Below are 16,991 nucleotides of genomic sequence, written 5' to 3'. Positions count from 1 at the left end.
GTTGACGATGGCCGATTTCGGTGCTTCGTATGCGGAGATGGAGCAGGTGGCGTCGTCGCTGTCGCAGGCTCGTGATGACATCCAGGGTCAGCTGGACGCGCTGAAGAGCCAGGTGGACACGCTGCTGGGTGAGGACTTCAAGACGCAGCACGCGTCGGGCAAGTTCGGTGAGGGTTACTCGGAGCTGACGACGGGTCTGAAGGGTGCCGTGGATGGCATCAACGACATGTCGGAGGCGCTGCTGGGCATGATGCGCGCCATCCAGGACCTCGACCAGCAGCTCGCCGGCGGCTGATCCACTCGCACTTCGCCATCGCGCCCCGCGGTCGTCGCATCGACCCGGGGCGCGGTGCTCAGTCGACCCATGCCGGATGCCCGGCCCGACCTCTTGGGATGTGATGACGCGTGTCGGTGAAGATCTCCTACGACGATCTCGGAGCCCTGTATACGAACCTGCTGGCCACCCAGATCGAGTTCGACGAGGCCTCGAACCGCAGCGGCGACCTCCGGGACGACATCGGCTCGCCCTACGGCAACAGCGCTCTGCGCGACAAGACGGGTGACTTCGAAGGTCAGTGGGACGACCGCCGCAACAAGCTGAACGAAGGACTCAAGGCGGTCGCCGAGCAGGCCAAGACCGTGCTCGAGGGTTTCGGCGACTTCGACACGAAGGCGGCGGCGGAGATGGCGCAGCAGATGCAGGAAGTCGAGTAGGCGATGGCGATCCACCAGTCACCGGACGGGCGTCCGGTCGAGGTCGTCGCCGGCAACGGCGATGCCGTCAGCGAGCGGGGCCGGCAGATCATCAACCTCGGTGCGGCGATGTCGGAGGCGTCGTCGCTGCTCACGCGCCTCGTCGACGACGGTGCCGACATGGAAGGCGTCGCGGTCGACAAGCTCCGGGAGCTGAGCGGCGAGGTCAACGTCGAACTGGGCCGCGCCGCCGACCTGTACGAGGCGGTCGGGCCGTACGTGAAGGCCTACGGCGACGAGCTGGCCACGGTCAAGGCCCTCATGATCACGACCGTCGCCGACGCCGACACGTACTGGCTGCAGTACCAGCAGAAGCTCAGCGAGTGGCAGAGCGCCCGCATGGCCCCGGTGCCGAGCGACGCCGAGGACGGCGACGACTCGGCGCAGACCGCACACGAGAACGCCGTCGAGACCGCGGAGGGCGACAAGGACGACGCCTACCGGCTCTGGAAGGAAGCCGCCGACGACTTCGACGACCAGTACGACCGCTGGGAGCAGGCCTTCGAGGACGCCGTCGCGGGCGTGCGGACGTCGATCGCGAACGGCATCGAGGACAGCTGGCGCGATGACCTCGACGGGTTCGTCGACTTCGCCCTGGACGTCCTCGCCGTCGCCGGCGTGGTCCTGGCGGTCCTCGCCCTCGTGGTGGGCGGCCCGATCGTCGCCCTGCTCGCACTGGCGGTCGGTGTGCTCACCCTCGTCGGAACGCTGTGGCAGTACTCCCGCGGCGATGCCGCGCTGTGGGAGGTCGGTCTCGCCGTCCTCGCCGTCATCCCGTTCGGCGCCTTCGGCGAGTTCGCCAGCGGCGGTTTCAAGGCGGGGATGCGCGCGTGGGGCGGCATCTCGCAGGGCGGGCTCTCGCTCGGCGACGACGCCGCACGCTGGTCGCTCAGCCTCGGTTCGCGCAACCCGGGACAGTGGATCTCGAACATGCGCTCGCTCGGCCCCGAGGCCGGGTATGTCACGAACTCCCTCGACAACATCATGAGCACGGTCATGACCGGCCAAGACCCGTTCATGTGGGAGGTCATCGGCGAGCTGGGCACCACCGGCGATCAGATCAGCTACGCGGTCGGCGCCGTCGGCACCCACTACAACAACCTCGCCAGCACGTTCGGCGGGCTCCAGGGCCTGTACAACCTGGCGACGGACTGACTCCGATGGGCGATGCGGTGCCGGGGCGACCCTGTGGCAGGGTGGTCCGGTGACTTCACTTCGAGAGCAGCTCGGGGGCGGACGCCACGGCATGCCCGAGCTGCGCATGATGCTGCCGCCCGGATGGGTGCTCTACGACACGTCGGCAGAGACCGAGCGCGCACTGCTCGACAAGGCTCGCGCGCGTCTGCGCGAAGCGGGTCGTCCTGAGACGTACGCCCTGGTCTCGGCGCATGTGGAGCGGGCGCTGGCCGCCGCTCGCAAGCAGGGCGCGTTCATGATGATCATGGCCGGCGACGAGGCCCCGGAGTGGGCGACCGTGCCGGTGAGCATCCTCGGCACCCTCGTGAAAGGCACGCCCGCGGTCTCGCTCGATGCGATGGTGGCGGATGCCGTAGAGCGTCGCGGTGCGCGCGCCCTGCACGACAGCCGCCAGTTCCTGCGGTGGGTCGACCGGCGCACGGTCGAGCTGTCGGGCGAGACGGCGGGGGCGTACACCGTGGTGTATCTGACGCCGATCCCCGGATCCCGCCGGACCCAGGCGCTGCAGCTGACCGCGACGCTCGTGCACCCGACCGAGACCGATCCGGAGTCGGACGCGGCGATGAGAGCGTGGCTCGAACTGCTGGATGCCCACGTCGCGACACTCGCATGGACCGGCCGATGACCCGCGTCGCATTCGAGCACGACGAAGCCACGAGCATCGTCCTCCCCGCCGACGACCTCGGCGAGGGAGCGGCCGCGTGGGCCGACGAGGCGATCGCGCGCCTGGCCGTGCACCACGACTTCGGCGCCGGCATCCGCGAGACGCTCGCCCGTGCGCTCGTCCGCGCGCAGCGGTCGGCGGTCGGCGACCCCGCCACCGATGTGCTGTTGTTCGAGCGCGGCACCGGCTCGTGGGTCCCGCTCCGGCTCACGCTCCTCGAGCGCGAGCTCGACGCCGACGAGCAGTCCCGCTACCTCCGGCCCGACGGAGTTCTGCCGCCCCGGCTGCGCACGCTGGTCTCGCAGGGCCTCGGTCCCGGCTGCTCGTCGACGGTCGTCGAGAGCGAAGGCCGCGGCAGCGTCCGGTGGCTCTTCCTGCCGGCAGGGCTCACGTTCTTCGCCGTGCTCGCGCCGATGGCGGCGCCGGCGATCCCGCTCGCCGCGGCCATCGCCGAGGGGATCCTCGACACGGTCCGCATCGAGGGGGGCGGCGGGGTATCCGCCGCCTTCGACCCTCAGGCGCTCGTCGACGCCGGAGCATCGGACGACGTGTCATGGCGGATGTGACCGACGGGCCCGCGACGCGGTACGCCCGGACGGTGAGCGCGTGGCGGCCGATCGACTGGTGGAAGCTCGAGGCGCGCGCGCTGCACGACACCCCGGCACTGCGGCGGGCGCTGGCGTTCTTCGCGCCGAGCGAGGCCTGGAAGGACCTCTCGAAGGGGGTCGCGACGCGCTGGGGCTGCCTGCTGACGATCTCGCACATCGCGAGCTTCACGCTGCCCGCGGTCGCCGCGTTCCTCCTCGCGGCGTGGCTGTTCGACCGCGACGACATCGCACCGGTCGGCATCGCAGGCCTCCTCGCGGCGATCGCCGCCCTCATCGGCGGGATCGGCCTCATCCAGGAGCACCGCGAGTCCTTGGGGACCGACCCGAAAATCGGCCGCCTGCTCGGACTGCTCCACCTGGTGCCGTCGTCGCTCGCGGCGCTGATCGCGGTGCTGGCGATCTCCCAGGGGGCGGCCGCCGGGCCCATCGGCCTGGTGGGGATCATGCTCGACGCCGTCGTCGGCGTGCTGCATCTCGTGTTCAGCCGCGGCCCGGCCGAGACCGGCAGCACGCGCTGGCGGCGCAACTTCGCCCGGCTCGAGAAGGCCGTCGACGAGCTCCCGCCCGACGAACGGGCCCGCGTCTACTCCGACATCCAGCATGCGCTCGTCGTGCTCGCCGATCGCGGGCTCATCGGCGCCGACGAGCTGAACCGCGCCGGCGAGGCGCGCGTCGGTCTGCTGGCCATGACGATGGCGCCGCGCGACGATCTCACGCCCGGAGACCGCTCCGCCTGACGTCGATGGGGAATGGTCCCCATCGTGGCGTGTGTCGGGGTCGGTTAGGTTCTGAGTGTCGGCCCGGTGGGGGCCGGGTTTTCTGAGTGAGGGAGTTGACGATGGCCGATTTCGGTGCTTCGTATGCGGAGATGGAGCAGGTGGCGTCGTCGCTGTCGCAGGCTCGTGATGACATCCAGGGTCAGCTGGACGCGCTGAAGAGCCAGGTGGACACGCTGCTGGGTGAGGACTTCAAGACGCAGCACGCGTCGGGCAAGTTCGGTGAGGGTTACTCGGAGCTGACGACGGGTCTGAAGGGTGCCGTGGATGGCATCAACGACATGTCGGAGGCGCTGCTGGGCATGATGCGCGCCATCCAGGACCTCGACCAGCAGCTCGCCGGCGGCTGAACCGCTCGACCGCAGAGCTTTCGATCGTGTGACCGGAGCGGCCGTCTGGCCGCTCCGGTCAGTCTTTCCGGCCCGAACCGCCGTGTCCGATTTCCGCGAGCCGATGTCGGGGAGGCGTGACAGGCTGGTGTCATGAGCCTGGCCATGACGTTCGACGAGAGGTACCGCGCGATCGACTCGCGCGATCCGCGCTTCGACGGCCAGTTCGTCACGGCCGTTCGCTCCACGGGCATCTACTGCCGCCCGAGCTGCCCCGCACGCACGCCGAAGCCGGCGAACGTCACGTTCTACCCGACGAGCGCCGCGGCGCACGAAGCGGGATACCGGGCGTGCAAGCGATGTCTGCCCGAGGCCGCGCCGGGGTCACCGCACTGGAACCTCCGCGGCGACATCGCCGGCCGTGCGATGCGTCTCATCGCGGACGGCGTCGTCGAGCGCGAGGGCGTTCCGGGGCTCGCGCGACGCCTGGGGTACTCGCCTCGCCATCTGACCCGGCTCCTCACCGCCGAGCTGGGCGCGGGTCCGCTCGCGCTGAGCCGCGCGCATCGGGCGCAGACCGCGCGCATGCTGCTCGTGGGCACCGACCTGCCGGCCGCCGACGTGGCGTTCTCGGCCGGGTTCGCGAGCGTCCGCCAGTTCAACGACACCATCCGCGAGGTGTTCGGGATGCCGCCGCTCGAGCTGCGCGCTCGGCGCCGGGTCCTGCGGCCTTCCGCGGCCGCGTCCGGGGCCGAGGCGGCCGCAGGGCCCGGGACCGCGATCGACCTGGTGCTCCCGCACCGCGGATCGATCGACGCGGACGGGCTGTTCGCGTGGATGGCGGCGCGCGCCGTCAGCGGCGCCGAAGAGGCCACCGCGACGACGTTCGCTCGCACCCTGCGGCTGCCGCACGGTCCCGCGTGGTTCCAGCTCCGCGTCGACGGCGCCTCCGAGGCGCCGACGACGGTCAGGCGTGTCCGCATGCGTGCACGCCTGACGCACCTCGCCGACCTCTCGACGCTGGTGACGCGGGCACGCCGGCTGTTCGACCTCGATGCCGATCCCTACGCGATCGACGAGGCGCTGTCGCGGCATCCCGAGCTCGCTCCCCGTGTCGCCGCTCTCCCCGGCATCCGCGTGCCGGGCGCGGCCGACCCCCACGAGATGCTGATCCGGGCCATGGTCGGCCAGCAGATCACCGTGGCCGCCGCACGCACGGCGCTGTCGGCTCTGACCGAGGCGCTGGGCGAGCCCGCGTCGGGGCTCGGGGGCGAGGCATCCGCTCCGCCCCTGCTCTTCCCGACCATGTCGGCGATCGCCGAGCGGGGCGCTGAGGTGCTCCGGGGCCCGGCTGCGCGCATCCGCGCCCTCACCGGGGCGGCCGCGGCGCTGGCCGACGGCTCGCTCACGCTCACCACCGGCGACGACGCCGCCGAGCAGCGGACGGCGCTCCTCGCGATGCCGGGGATCGGTCCGTGGACGGCGGACTACGTCCGCATGCGGGTGCTCGCCGACCCCGACGTGTTCCTGCCCGGAGACGTCGCCGTGCGCGCGGGCGCCGCCGCGATCGGCGTGGCGTCCGATCCGCGGCCCCTCACCGAATGGGCCGCGCGCACCGCCCCCTGGCGCAGCTACCTCACCGCGCACCTGTGGCGGGCGGTGCCGCCCCGGGCCACGGCATCCCGCCGACGCTCCCGACCCGATGATGGAGAGAACCCATGACCACCACCGCGACCATCCAGACCCTCGACACCCCCGACGGCGCGTTCACGCTCCTCGCCGACGACGCCGGCCGTGTCCTCGCGTCGGGCTGGACCGACGACGCCGACCGCATCGTCGGCCGGCTGCGCCCCGCCGATCGCCCCGCGACCGTGCGTGGGATCCCCGCCCACGAGACGGATGCCGCGGCCGCCGTCGTCGCGTACTACGAGGGCGAGACCGGCGCGATCGACCGCATCCCGGTACTGCAGCACGGGACGACGATGCAGCGCGCCGGCTGGGAGGCGCTGCGTCGCATCGCACCGGGCCGACCGCTCACCTACGCGGAGTTCGCGGCAGAGCTCGGATCGCCCCACGCCGTGCGGGCGGCGGCGTCCATCTGCGCCCGCAATGCGCCCGCGCTCTTCGTCCCCTGCCATCGGGTGCTGCGCACCGGGGGAGCACTGGGCGGGTTCGCGTGGGGGCTCGAGGTCAAGCAGAGCCTCCTCGCCCGGGAGGCGGGCGTCACGCGTTCTGCGTGAAATCCGCCTCGACGGGGTGCGTCGTTCTGGTGCCCCGCGATCGCTGAGGCCACGATGAGCCCATGAAGCCGAAGCCGTCCTGGTGGATTCTCGCTGCCGTGTTCGTCGCGATCGTCATGGTCGGTGCACTGGTGTCGACCCGGCCGACGTCTTCGGCGAGTCCCGATGGCGACGCCGAGCCGGCCGCCTGGACCTTCATGGTCTACATGATCGGCGACACGAACCTCGAGCCGTATGCGCTCGACGACATCGCCGAGATGGCGTCGGTGGGGTCGACCGGCGACGTCAACATCGTCGCCCTCGTCGACCGCAGCCCCGACTACACGACGGATCCGGCGGTCGACGTCGCCGATTGGGAGGACACCCTGGCGTTCGAGGTGCAGCAGGACCATCTCGAGATCATCGGCGAGCCGGGCGAGCTCAACATGGGCGACCCCGACACGCTGGCGGACTTCGTGGCCGACACGGCGGCGGCGTACCCGGCCGACAGGTACGGGCTCGTGCTGTGGGATCACGGCGCCGGCTGGCCGGGTGTCGGCCCCGACGAGACAGACGGCTACGACGTGCTGGAGCTCGCCGAGATCGACCAGGCCCTCAGCGACGGCCTGGGCCGCGCCGGCATCGAAGACCTCGACTTCATGGGATTCGACGCGTGCCTGATGGGCACCTACGAGGTGGCGAGCGTGATGGCCGAGCATGCGGAATATCTCGTCGCGTCGCAGGAGGTCGAACCGGGCCACGGCTGGAACTACGACGCGCTGGCCACGATCACCGACGACCCGGCTGCGGGTCCGACCGACCTCGGGTCCGCCGTCCTCGAGGGCTACGCCGAGCAGGCGCAGGAGTGGGGGACCGACGCCGACATCACGCTGGCGATGATGGACCTCGCCGAGGTGGCAGGACTGCAGGACGCCGTGACCGCTCTCGCCGACGCCTACCAGGCCGACCCCACCGGGCTCGGGCCGGGGATGGCCACCGCCCACGCGGACGTGCTCGAGTTCGGCCGCAGCCCCGACCCCGAGCTGGCGACCAACCAGATCGATCTCGGTGGGTACGTCGAGAATCTCGCCCGCGCGGGTGATGCGGATGTCGCGGCCGCCGCCGCGGAGGTGTCCGCGGCGCTCGAGTCGCTCGTGCTGGATCAGACGGCCGGACCGGCGACCGCAGCGGCGTCGGGGGTGTCGATCTACTTCCCCGAGGTCGAGGAGTACCTCGAGCAGGACTATCTCGCTCTGGCCGGCGTACCCGCCTGGCCCGCCGCGCTCACGGCGTTCTTCTCCAGCGGCGATCAGCTCTCGGAAGAGCTGCGGGCACGCTTCGAGAGCGGCGAGAACACGACCGACGTCGTGTTCGACGGTGACGGCGTGACCCTCACGGCCGCCCTGCCGCAGGCCGCCGCCGCCGCGATCATCGAGGCGACGGTATCGGCGGCGTACCGGGACGGCGACGACATCGTCTACCTCGCCGAGGTGCCGGCCGCCGTCACGATCGGCGACGATGCCGCGACGGTCTCGGGCTGGTACGACCTGTCGTACCTCATGCTGAGCGACGGCGACCACGAGGTGCTGGCGCACCAGGACATCACGACGGACCCCGACTCCGGATACCGCACCATCGACGTGCCTCTCGAGTACGTCGCACCGGACGCCGACGACGACGAGTATCAGGACGCGCTGCTGTCGATCGTGGTGGATGACGACGGCACGATCGTGGAGGAGGACTTCTACCTCCTGGACGACGAGTCCGGCACCTACGGTGCGATGACCCCCGACGCCGACGCGTTGATCTACCCGGTCGTGCTCGTCTACGACGACGAAGACGGCTGGCAGTACGAGCGCACCGACGACGAGGGGATCGCGGCGGACCTGTCGGCCATCCAGTTCGCGATCGATTACCTCGAGGCGGGCACGACGCTCGTGCTCGACGCCGACATCCAGGACTACGGACAGCAGACCGACACGGTGAGCGTCGAAGTCGTGGTCCCCTGACGCCGGACGCGAATTCGTTGTTGCATCCAGCGAACTCCCAGATATAGGCTGGAGGGCTGTCGCGCCGCATCATGCAGGCGGCGCGCGCAGCCCTGTCAGCCCAGCCCAAGGAGGAACAATGAATCAGGCCGCCGTCGCCGCGAAGACCGCATTCGTCCTCCGTGCTGTTGCGCCGCGCCCCGTCTCCGGGCTGCCGCGTCCGCGCATCGAGGCGTAACCAGCCTTCCGCCCGCGCCGGTTCCGCCGGCCCCGGCATACCGCCTTCGTGCGGAGCGTTGCTCCCCTTGAAGGCGCTTCGCCGCCCCCGCGCTCGCCCTGCAGCGCCGGAACGCCGGCCGTCGAGCCCGTCTGAACACGACCCTGTCCCGGGTCATCCGCATCACCTCCCCACAAGGATCATGACCACCACTTCCGACTCGCCGCGGTCCGAACTGTCCACTCCCAGAGCCCTCGCGAGGCTCCTTCCCTTCGCGAAACCGGTGCTGCCGCGGCTCATGCTCGGCGCTGTCAGCGCGCTGGCCGCGAGCCTGCTCGCGCTCGCCATCCCCCTGGTCCTCGAAGTCGTCGTCCGCGGCCCCATCTCGACGGGTGACATCGCCGCGATCGGGTGGGGTGCCGCCGCGATCCTCGCGCTCGGTCTCGCCGAGGCCGCCATGGTGTGGCTGCGCCGCTGGTTCGTGCTGGGCCCCGCGACGATGGTCGAGTACGACCTGCGGCAGACGTTCTACGCGCGGCTGCAGCGCCTGCCCGTCGCCTTCCACGATCGCTGGCAGTCGGGCCAGCTGCTCAGCCGCATGATGCAGGACATCAGCATGCTGCGCCGCTGGCTCGCGTTCGGCCTCGTGCTGCTGGTCGTCAACGTGATCACGATCGCTGTCGGCACCGTGCTGCTCTTCCGCTGGCACTGGCTGCTCGGCGCGATCTTCCTCGTCACCTCCGCGCCGCTGTGGTACGCGGGCTACCGGTTCGAGAAGACGTACGGCACGCTCGCGCGCCAGTCGCAGGATCAGGCCGGCGACCTCGCGACCTCCGTCGAAGAGAGCGTGCACGGCATCCGCGTTCTCAAGGCGTTCGGTCGCGGCAAGCACGCGCTGCAGAAGTTCACGCGGCAGGCCGAGACGCTGCGCGAGACCGAGCTGAGCAAGGCGCGCGCGGTCGGCTGGATCTGGTTCTGGCTCGTGCTGCTGCCCGACGTCGCGTTCGCGCTGTGCCTCGGCGCCGGAATCTACCTCGCTGCGCTGGGTCAGGTGGACCAGGCTGAGCTCCTCGCGTTCTTCGCGATGGCGACGGTGCTGCGCTGGCCGATGGAGTCGATCGGGTTCCTGTTCTCGTTCATGCTCGACGCGCGCACCGCGACCGACCGTCTCTTCGAGGTCTTCGACGAGGAGAACACCATCGTTGATCCCGCTCAGCCGAAGACGATCGAGCGCGCGCGCGGAGAGCTCGCTTTCGAGGGCGTGCACTTCCGGTATCAGGATGCCGCGACCCGCGAGCGCGACCTGCTCGACGGCGTCGACCTCGTGCTGCGTCCGGGCGAGACGATGGCGCTGGTGGGTCTCACCGGATCGGGCAAGACGACGCTGACGACGCTGCCGACGCGCCTGTACGACGTGACCGGCGGCCGCGTGACGCTCGACGGCGTCGACGTGCGCGACCTCACCCTCACCGAGCTGCGCCGTCACATCGGCATGGCCTTCGAGGATGCGACGCTGTTCTCGCAGAGCGTCCGCGACAACGTACTGCTCGGACGCGAAGACCTCGTGCCCGGCAGCCCCGAAGCCGAGGCGGTCATGCGCGAGGCACTGCAGGTGGCCCAGGCATCCTTCGTCGACGACCTGCCCGACGGCGTCGACACGGTGATCGGCGAGGAGGGCCTGTCGCTCTCGGGCGGGCAGCGCCAGCGGCTCGCGCTCGCGCGTGCCGTCGCGGCCCGACCTGCGGTGCTCGTGCTCGACGACCCGCTGTCGGCGCTCGACGTCGACACCGAGGCGCTCGTCGAAGACGCGCTGCGCGAGGTGCTGCACGAGACCACCGCACTCGTGGTCGCGCACCGGCCGTCGACGGTCACGCTGGCCGACCGGGTGGCGCTGCTCGAGGCCGGCCGGGTCACCGCCGTGGGCACGCACTCCGAGCTGCTGCGCACCAGCGAGCACTACCGGCACGTGATCTCGAGCCTCGAGGTCGAAGAGGCCCGGATACGGGCCAGAGAGCAGGATCAGAACTGGGAGGTGAACCTGTGAGCACCGTCACCGGAACCGGCGGCGAAGACCGCTCCGACTACACGCGCGCCGAGAGCAAGGCGATCCGCAAGCGCTCCCTGCGCCTGCTGGGCTCGCTCATCTCACCCGTGCGCGGACAGCTGATCCTCGCCGGGGTGGTGCTGGTCGTGTCCACCGCGCTGCGCGTGGCAGGTCCGGCGTTGATCGCGTTCGGCATCGACAGCGCCCTGCCGGCGGTGCTCGCTCGCATGGACTGGATGCCGACGATCGGCGTCGTGGTCCTGTACCTCGTGACGGCGATGGGCGGTGCCGCCCTCATCGGGTGGTACGTCGTGGTGGCCGCCCGCCTCACGCAGGCGATCATGCTCGATCTGCGCAAGCGCATCTTCGTGCACACGCAGCGGCTCAGCCTGGAGTTCCACGAGTCGTACACGTCGGGCCGCATCATCTCGCGCCAGACGAGCGACCTCGACACCATCCGCGAGCTGCTGGACGGCGGGCTCAACGAGCTCGTCTCGGGCATCCTGTACGGCGGGTTCACGCTCGTCGCGCTGCTGATCGTGGACTGGCAGTCGGGCGTGATCCTGATCGTCATGGGCCTGCCGCTGTTCCTCCTCATGCGGTGGTTCTACACGCGGTCGCAGCTGGTGTACCGCGAGTCGCGCGTCATCAGCGCCAAGGTGATCGTCAAGTTCGTCGAGACGATGACGGGCATCCGCGCCGTGAAGGCGTTCCGAAAGGAGAAGCGCAACGACGACGAGTTCGGCGGCCTGGCCCTCGACTACCGCGATGTGAACATGCGCTCGATCCGCCTGTTCGGCACGTTCGAGCCGGGTCTCATGGCCGTGGCGTCCGTCACCCTCGCCCTGGTGATCGCGTGGGGCGGCATCCGCGTCGCCGACGACGCGCTCGACATCGGCGTCCTGCTGGCGGCCGTGCTGTACGTGCGCAACTTCTTCTCGCCACTGCAGGAGGTCGCGTTCTTCCTGAACTCGTACCAGTCCGCGACGGCGGCGCTGGAGAAGGTGTCGGGCGTGCTGGAGGAGGAGCCGACGGTTCCCGACCCCACCGACCCGGTGGACCTGTGGACCGCGAGGGGACACATCCGGTTCGACGACGTGGAGTTCGGCTACTCGAAGGACCGCGTCATCCTGCCGGACTTCTCGCTCGACATCCCGGCCGGTCAGACGATCGCGCTCGTCGGCACGACCGGTGCCGGCAAGTCGACGCTCGCCAAGCTCGTCTCGCGGTTCTACGACCCGACGCGCGGAGCGGTGACGCTCGACGGCGTCGACCTGCGGCGCCTGCACCCGAAGGACCTGCGGCGCGCGATCGTCATGGTCACGCAGGAGGCGTACCTGTTCAGCGGAACCGTCGCCGACAACATCGCGCTCGGCAAGCCCGATGCGACGCTCGACGAGATCAAGGCCGCCGCCCGCGCGGTGGGGGCGGATGCCTTCATCGAGGCGCTCCCGGACGGCTACCACACCGACGTCAACAAGCGCGGCGGGCGCGTCTCGGCGGGTCAGCGGCAGCTGATCTCGTTCGCGCGGGCCTTCCTCGCCGACCCGGCGGTGCTGATCCTCGACGAGGCGACGGCGTCGCTCGACATCCCGAGCGAGCGCCAGATCCAGGACGCGCTGCAGACGCTGCTGGCCGACCGCACGGCGATCATCATCGCGCACCGGCTGTCGACGGTGGCGATCGCCGACCGCGTGCTGGTGATGGAACACGGCCGCATCATCGAGGACGACGCTCCCGAGGGCCTCATCGGCGGCGACGGCAAGTTCGCGAAGCTGCACGCGGCTTGGCGCGAGTCGCTCGTCTGACCTGGATGACGGATGCCCCGGCCCTCGCTCGCGCGGCGGCCGCGGCATCCGTCGCGTTCGCGGTTCGCCGGATCCGGAAAGCGGAGTTCCGCGGCGTTTCCGGAGTCCTCAGCCTCCAGGGGTCCGGAAACAGGTCGATTGTCCGATTTCCGGATCCGGTGTTCGTGGAGTCCGGGGGCCGCTCGCGGCGCGGCGGGGGCGCTGCGACATGGACCGGACCGCCGACGCGTCAGGCGGCGAGGTGTGCGCCCGCGGCGATGGCGCGGGCGATCGTGCGCTCGACGAGGGGCCAGTCGTGCATCACCTGGGCATACGTGAAACGCAGCACCGTGTAGCCCATGAGGACGAGCTCGGCGTCGAAGGCGACATCCTTGCTGCGCTGTGCCGACGTCGAGTGGTGGGCGAATCCGTCGACCTGGATGACGAGCCGTTCGCCGATCAGCAGGTCGACGGGTCGCCCGAGGAGCACCACCTGCTGGCGCATGAGCAGTCCCCACGGGCTGAGCCTCACCACGAGGATCGTCTCAAGTCCGGAGTCCGACTGGTCCGACGCGCGGTCCGCGCACGCCCGGGCCTGCGGGGTCCGCCAGCGCACTCTGCGCACCGCCGCGGGGGTGAGGTTCTCGGCCTTGAGCGCGGAGTTCCAGACGATCTGGGCGTTCTCGGGCGTCAGGCACGTGGCCAGGTGCGCGAGGGTGTCCTCGACGGAGTCGAGCAGCCCGTGACCGGGAGCCGGCGCGATCCGGAGCGTCCAGTGCGCCGTGACGTCGGTGACGGGTGACGAGGCGTGCGGATCGAGCCGGATGTGGATGCCGCCGGGCGCGTCGTCCGGCATCCACCAGCCCCGGCGACGTGCGGCAGAGACGCACGTCAAGCTGCCGGCGTTCTCGGCGGCGGTGACGAGATCGGCCGGGGCGGAGTCGACCACGAGCCAGTCCCGGCGCACCCGGCGCACCGCCTCGGTTCTCACGGCGGCCCGGCGCACCCCGAGCGTGAACCCGGCGTTCTCGGCGGCACGGCGGTGCGCGATGCCTCCCGCGTCGGCGACCCACGCCGCCAGCTGCGCCACCGACTCCGACAAGCGCAGCGCGGGCGGCGAGGTGTACACGTGCTCCAGAGTCATGCGAACGATGATGGCCCCCGCGCCGGCGCGGGAGGCGTCATCCACAGGCGGACGGCCGCTGTCGCGGGCACGGGGCACCTGGGGAGGAGCCGCGGGAGCGTGCTCGGCATCCGCTTCCCGGATCCGGAAATCGGAGTCCGAGTCCGTTTCCGGATCCGGCGGGCCCGGCGGCTCCGGAAAGGGGCGCGTACTCCGGTTTCCGGATCCGAAGATCGGGCGGTGACGGATGCCGTGAAGCGGCGCACGCGCGGAGGCAGAGGCATCCGTCGGTCCCGGCCGGGCGCAGCGCCTCGGCAGAGGAGGGCGACGAGGCCTCGATGGGGGAGGGGTATTCGAGGCCCCGCCGCCGGTCTCGAAAGCCCCGGCAGGGCGTTACGCGGAGTGGATCTCGGGGGGTTCGCCTGCGTGGGTGCTACAGGCGGATCTCCGCAATGACTTCACCGTACTCCGTCTCGCCGACCGGAGTGAAGCCCACTCGCTCGAAGAATGCCTGCGGACCGCCCTCACCCGCCTCGTAGAGCACGTTGACGTGGTCCATGCCGCGGTTGCGCGCCTCTTCGAGCAGGCCCGCGACCGCGAAGCGGCCGATGCCGCGGCCCTGGTCGTCGGCGTCGACGTTGATGCGCCACAGCACGGAGCGGAAGTACTCCTGAGGGGCTTCGGGGTCGAAGTTCCCGCTCACGAAGCCGACGACCTCCTCGCCGTCGAGGACGACGCGCTGCCAGGTCGTCTGCGGGTTCACCACCGTCGCGGCGATGCCGTAGCTCACCGGGGAGAGGTACTCCTCCTGCCCGGGTTTGAGCGACAGATTGTTGACCGCCACGATCGTCGCAGCGGAGAGTTCGACAAGTCGCAGGTCGGCCATACGCCCCAGGCTAGCCGGGATGGCGGCGTCCGGCATCGTCCTGTTCGCGGGATTAACACGGCGTTCATGCGCGGGAGCACGCGGCGGGGCGGGGAAAGATATCTTGACGTCGAGATATCTCGGGCGCCCGTGCGATAGGCTGAGGGCCGACCCGTACGAAGGACGCAACTGGTGACCGACTCGACCATCATCTACACCTACACCGACGAGGCTCCGGCTCTCGCGACCGCATCGTTCCTGCCGATCGTGCAGGCCGTGACCCGCCAGGCGGGCGTCGACGTGGAGACCCGCGACATCTCGCTCGCCGGCCGTATCCTCGCGGCGTTCCCGCAGAACCTCAGCCCCGAGCAGCAGGTGTCCGACGCCCTCGCCGAGCTGGGTGGCCTCGCGACCCTGCCCGAGGCCAACATCATCAAGCTGCCCAACATCTCGGCCTCGATCCCGCAGCTGAAGGCGGCGATCGCCGAGCTGCAGTCGCAGGGCTACGACGTCCCCGACTATCCCGACGACGCCGAGACGCTCGAAGAGAAGGACGTCCGCGCGCGCTACGACCGCATCAAGGGGTCCGCCGTGAACCCGGTGCTCCGCGAGGGCAACAGCGACCGCCGCGCCCCGCTGTCGGTCAAGAACTACGCGCGCAAGCACCCGCACCGCAACAAGCCGTTCGCCGATGGCTCGAAGACGCGCGTCGCGACGCTCGGCCACGACGACTTCAAGTCGAACGAGCAGACCACCGTCATCGAGGGCGACGACGTGCTCACGATCCAGCACGTCGCCGCCGACGGCACCGTCACGCCGCTCAAGACGGGCCTCAAGGTCCTCCCCGGCGAGATCGTCGATGCGACCTTCCTGTCGGCGCGGGCGCTCGACGCGTTCCTCGCGGACACGATCGCGCAGGCCGCCGCCGACGGCGTGCTGTACTCGGTGCACCTCAAGGCCACGATGATGAAGGTGAGCGACCCGATCATCTTCGGCCACGTCGTGAAGGCGTACTACGCCGACGTGTTCGACCGCTACGGCGACAAGATCGCCGAGGCCGGCCTCACGGCGAACGACGGCCTCGGGGCGATCCTTGCCGGGCTCGCCGACATCGAAGGCGGCGCCGAGATCGCCGAGGCGTTCGCCGCCGCGACCGACAGCCCGCGCCTCTCGTACGTCAACTCCGACAAGGGCATCACGAACCTGCACGTGCCGTCGGACGTCATCGTCGACGCGTCGATGCCGGCGCTCATCCGCAACGGCGGCAAGCTGTGGGGTGTCGACGGCGGCGAAGACGACACGCTCGCGGTGATCCCCGACTCGTCGTACGCCGGGGTCTACCAGACCGTGATCGACGACGTCATCGCACACGGCCCGCTCGATCCGGCGACGATCGGCACGGTGCCGAACGTCGGCCTCATGGCGCAGGCGGCCGAAGAGTACGGCAGCCACGACAAGACGTTCGAGATCGCCTCGGCGGGCACCGTGCAGGTGGTGAACACGGCCGGCGACGTGCTGCTCGAGCACGCCGTTCAGCCGGGTGACATCTGGCGCGCGACCCAGACGAAGGACGTCGCGATCCGCGACTGGGTGAAGCTCGCCGTCACGCGCGCTCGCGCGACCGGCGCCCCGGCGGTGTTCTGGCTCGACGAGGGCCGCTCGCACGACGCCGCGCTGATCGCGAAGGTCACGACCTACCTGGCCGACCACGACACCGACGGGCTCACGATCGAGATCCTCGCGCCCGCGGCGGCGACGCAGTATTCGCTCGACCGGCTGCGCAAGGGCGAAGACACCATCTCGGTCACCGGCAACGTGCTGCGCGACTACCTCACCGACCTGTTCCCGATCCTCGAGGTCGGCACATCGGCGAAGATGCTCTCGATCGTCCCGCTGCTGGCCGGCGGCGGCCTGTTCGAGACCGGGGCGGGCGGCTCGGCTCCCAAGCACGTGCAGCAGCTCGTGGCCGAGGACTACCTGCGCTGGGACTCGCTCGGCGAGTTCTTCGCGCTCGCCGCGTCGCTCGAGCACCTGGCCGACTACACCGGCAACGTCAAGGCGCAGGTGCTGGCCGACACGCTGGATGCCGCGACCGGCACCTTCCTCGAGAACGACAAGTCGCCGGGGCGCGCGCTGGGCACCATCGACAACCGCGGCAGCCACTTCTACCTGGCCCTGTACTGGGCGCAGGAGCTCGCAGGGCAGCAGGCTGATCCGGACCTGGCAGCGGCGTTCGCGCCGGTGGCCGAGGCGCTCGCAGCGAACGAGCAGCGGATCGTCGACGAGCTCGTCGCGGTGCAGGGCTCGCCGGTCGACATCGGCGGCTACTACCGTCCGGACGCCGACCTGGTGGCGGGCGTCATGCGCCCCTCGGCGACGTTCAACGAGATCGTCGACGCGATCGGCTGATCAGCCCACAAG

The 16,991-nt window shown here is 70.5% G+C and carries 15 protein-coding genes; 13 read left to right on the top strand and 2 right to left on the bottom strand.

Going from position 1 to position 16,991, the window contains the following annotated elements; all coding sequences use genetic code 11:
- Window positions 1-7: 7 nt before the first annotated feature.
- From IM778_RS12745 to IM778_RS12690, 12 genes are all read left to right on the top strand, one after another.
- Window positions 8-295, top strand: a complete 288-nt coding sequence (locus tag IM778_RS12745; RefSeq protein ID WP_194397663.1) for a WXG100 family type VII secretion target — start codon at window positions 8-10, stop codon at window positions 293-295.
- Between the two features lie 116 nt (window positions 296-411).
- Window positions 412-714: a flagellar protein FlgN gene (locus IM778_RS12740; RefSeq protein ID WP_194409236.1), complete on the top strand. Its 303-nt coding sequence runs from the start codon at window positions 412-414 to the stop codon at window positions 712-714.
- A gap of 3 nt (window positions 715-717) precedes the next feature.
- Complete coding sequence (locus IM778_RS12735; protein WP_194409235.1) at window positions 718-1,908, top strand: hypothetical protein; 1,191 nt, start codon at window positions 718-720, stop codon at window positions 1,906-1,908.
- Window positions 1,909-1,957: 49 nt separating this feature from the next.
- The gene (locus IM778_RS12730; protein WP_194409234.1) at window positions 1,958-2,575 is read left to right on the top strand and encodes a hypothetical protein; all 618 of its coding nucleotides are present in this window, start codon (window positions 1,958-1,960) and stop codon (window positions 2,573-2,575) included.
- Entirely contained in the window at window positions 2,572-3,180 is a 609-nt protein-coding gene (locus IM778_RS12725) for a hypothetical protein (RefSeq protein WP_194409233.1), read from the top strand. The genes IM778_RS12730 and IM778_RS12725 overlap by 4 nt, the downstream gene beginning before the upstream one ends.
- Window positions 3,168-3,959 carry a hypothetical protein gene (locus tag IM778_RS12720; protein WP_194409232.1) on the top strand — a complete coding sequence of 264 codons (792 nt, stop codon included), beginning with the start codon at window positions 3,168-3,170 and terminating at the stop codon, window positions 3,957-3,959. Before IM778_RS12725 ends, IM778_RS12720 begins: the two co-directional genes overlap by 13 nt.
- Window positions 3,960-4,060: 101 nt before the next feature.
- On the top strand, window positions 4,061-4,348 hold the full coding sequence (locus IM778_RS12715) for a WXG100 family type VII secretion target (protein ID WP_194397663.1): 288 nt from the start codon (window positions 4,061-4,063) through the stop codon (window positions 4,346-4,348).
- 132 nt (window positions 4,349-4,480) lie between these two features.
- Window positions 4,481-6,049 (top strand): DNA-3-methyladenine glycosylase 2 family protein, encoded by a 1,569-nt coding sequence (locus tag IM778_RS12710; protein WP_228484539.1) that lies wholly within the window; start codon window positions 4,481-4,483, stop codon window positions 6,047-6,049.
- Window positions 6,046-6,567, top strand: coding sequence for a methylated-DNA--[protein]-cysteine S-methyltransferase (locus IM778_RS12705; RefSeq protein ID WP_194409231.1), 522 nt, complete (start codon window positions 6,046-6,048; stop codon window positions 6,565-6,567). Before IM778_RS12710 ends, IM778_RS12705 begins: the two co-directional genes overlap by 4 nt.
- 62 nt (window positions 6,568-6,629) lie before the next feature.
- On the top strand, window positions 6,630-8,555 hold the full coding sequence (locus tag IM778_RS12700) for a clostripain-related cysteine peptidase (RefSeq protein WP_194409230.1): 1,926 nt from the start codon (window positions 6,630-6,632) through the stop codon (window positions 8,553-8,555).
- 398 nt (window positions 8,556-8,953) lie between these two features.
- Window positions 8,954-10,795 (top strand): ABC transporter ATP-binding protein, encoded by a 1,842-nt coding sequence (locus IM778_RS12695; RefSeq protein WP_194409229.1) that lies wholly within the window; start codon window positions 8,954-8,956, stop codon window positions 10,793-10,795.
- A complete protein-coding gene (locus IM778_RS12690; protein WP_194409228.1) occupies window positions 10,792-12,603 on the top strand; it encodes an ABC transporter ATP-binding protein in 1,812 nt (603 codons plus the stop codon). Before IM778_RS12695 ends, IM778_RS12690 begins: the two co-directional genes overlap by 4 nt.
- 229 nt (window positions 12,604-12,832) lie before the next feature.
- Here the strand turns inward: IM778_RS12690 and IM778_RS12685 are convergent, their stop codons facing one another.
- A complete protein-coding gene (locus IM778_RS12685) occupies window positions 12,833-13,726 on the bottom strand; it encodes an endonuclease domain-containing protein (protein WP_194409227.1) in 894 nt (297 codons plus the stop codon).
- A 412-nt stretch (window positions 13,727-14,138) separates the two neighbouring features.
- Window positions 14,139-14,591: a GNAT family N-acetyltransferase gene (locus tag IM778_RS12680; protein WP_194409226.1), complete on the bottom strand. Its 453-nt coding sequence runs from the start codon at window positions 14,589-14,591 to the stop codon at window positions 14,139-14,141.
- A 171-nt stretch (window positions 14,592-14,762) separates the two neighbouring features.
- On the opposite strand from IM778_RS12680, the gene IM778_RS12675 reads away from it, so the two are divergent.
- The gene (locus tag IM778_RS12675) at window positions 14,763-16,979 is read left to right on the top strand and encodes an NADP-dependent isocitrate dehydrogenase (RefSeq protein ID WP_194409225.1); all 2,217 of its coding nucleotides are present in this window, start codon (window positions 14,763-14,765) and stop codon (window positions 16,977-16,979) included.
- The last annotated feature ends 12 nt before the right edge of the window (window positions 16,980-16,991 follow it).

Origin of the sequence: Microbacterium cremeum (assembly GCF_015277855.1) — a bacterium.
Classification (GTDB): domain Bacteria; phylum Actinomycetota; class Actinomycetes; order Actinomycetales; family Microbacteriaceae; genus Microbacterium; species Microbacterium cremeum.
This window is presented reverse-complemented; position numbering and strand designations above follow the sequence as displayed.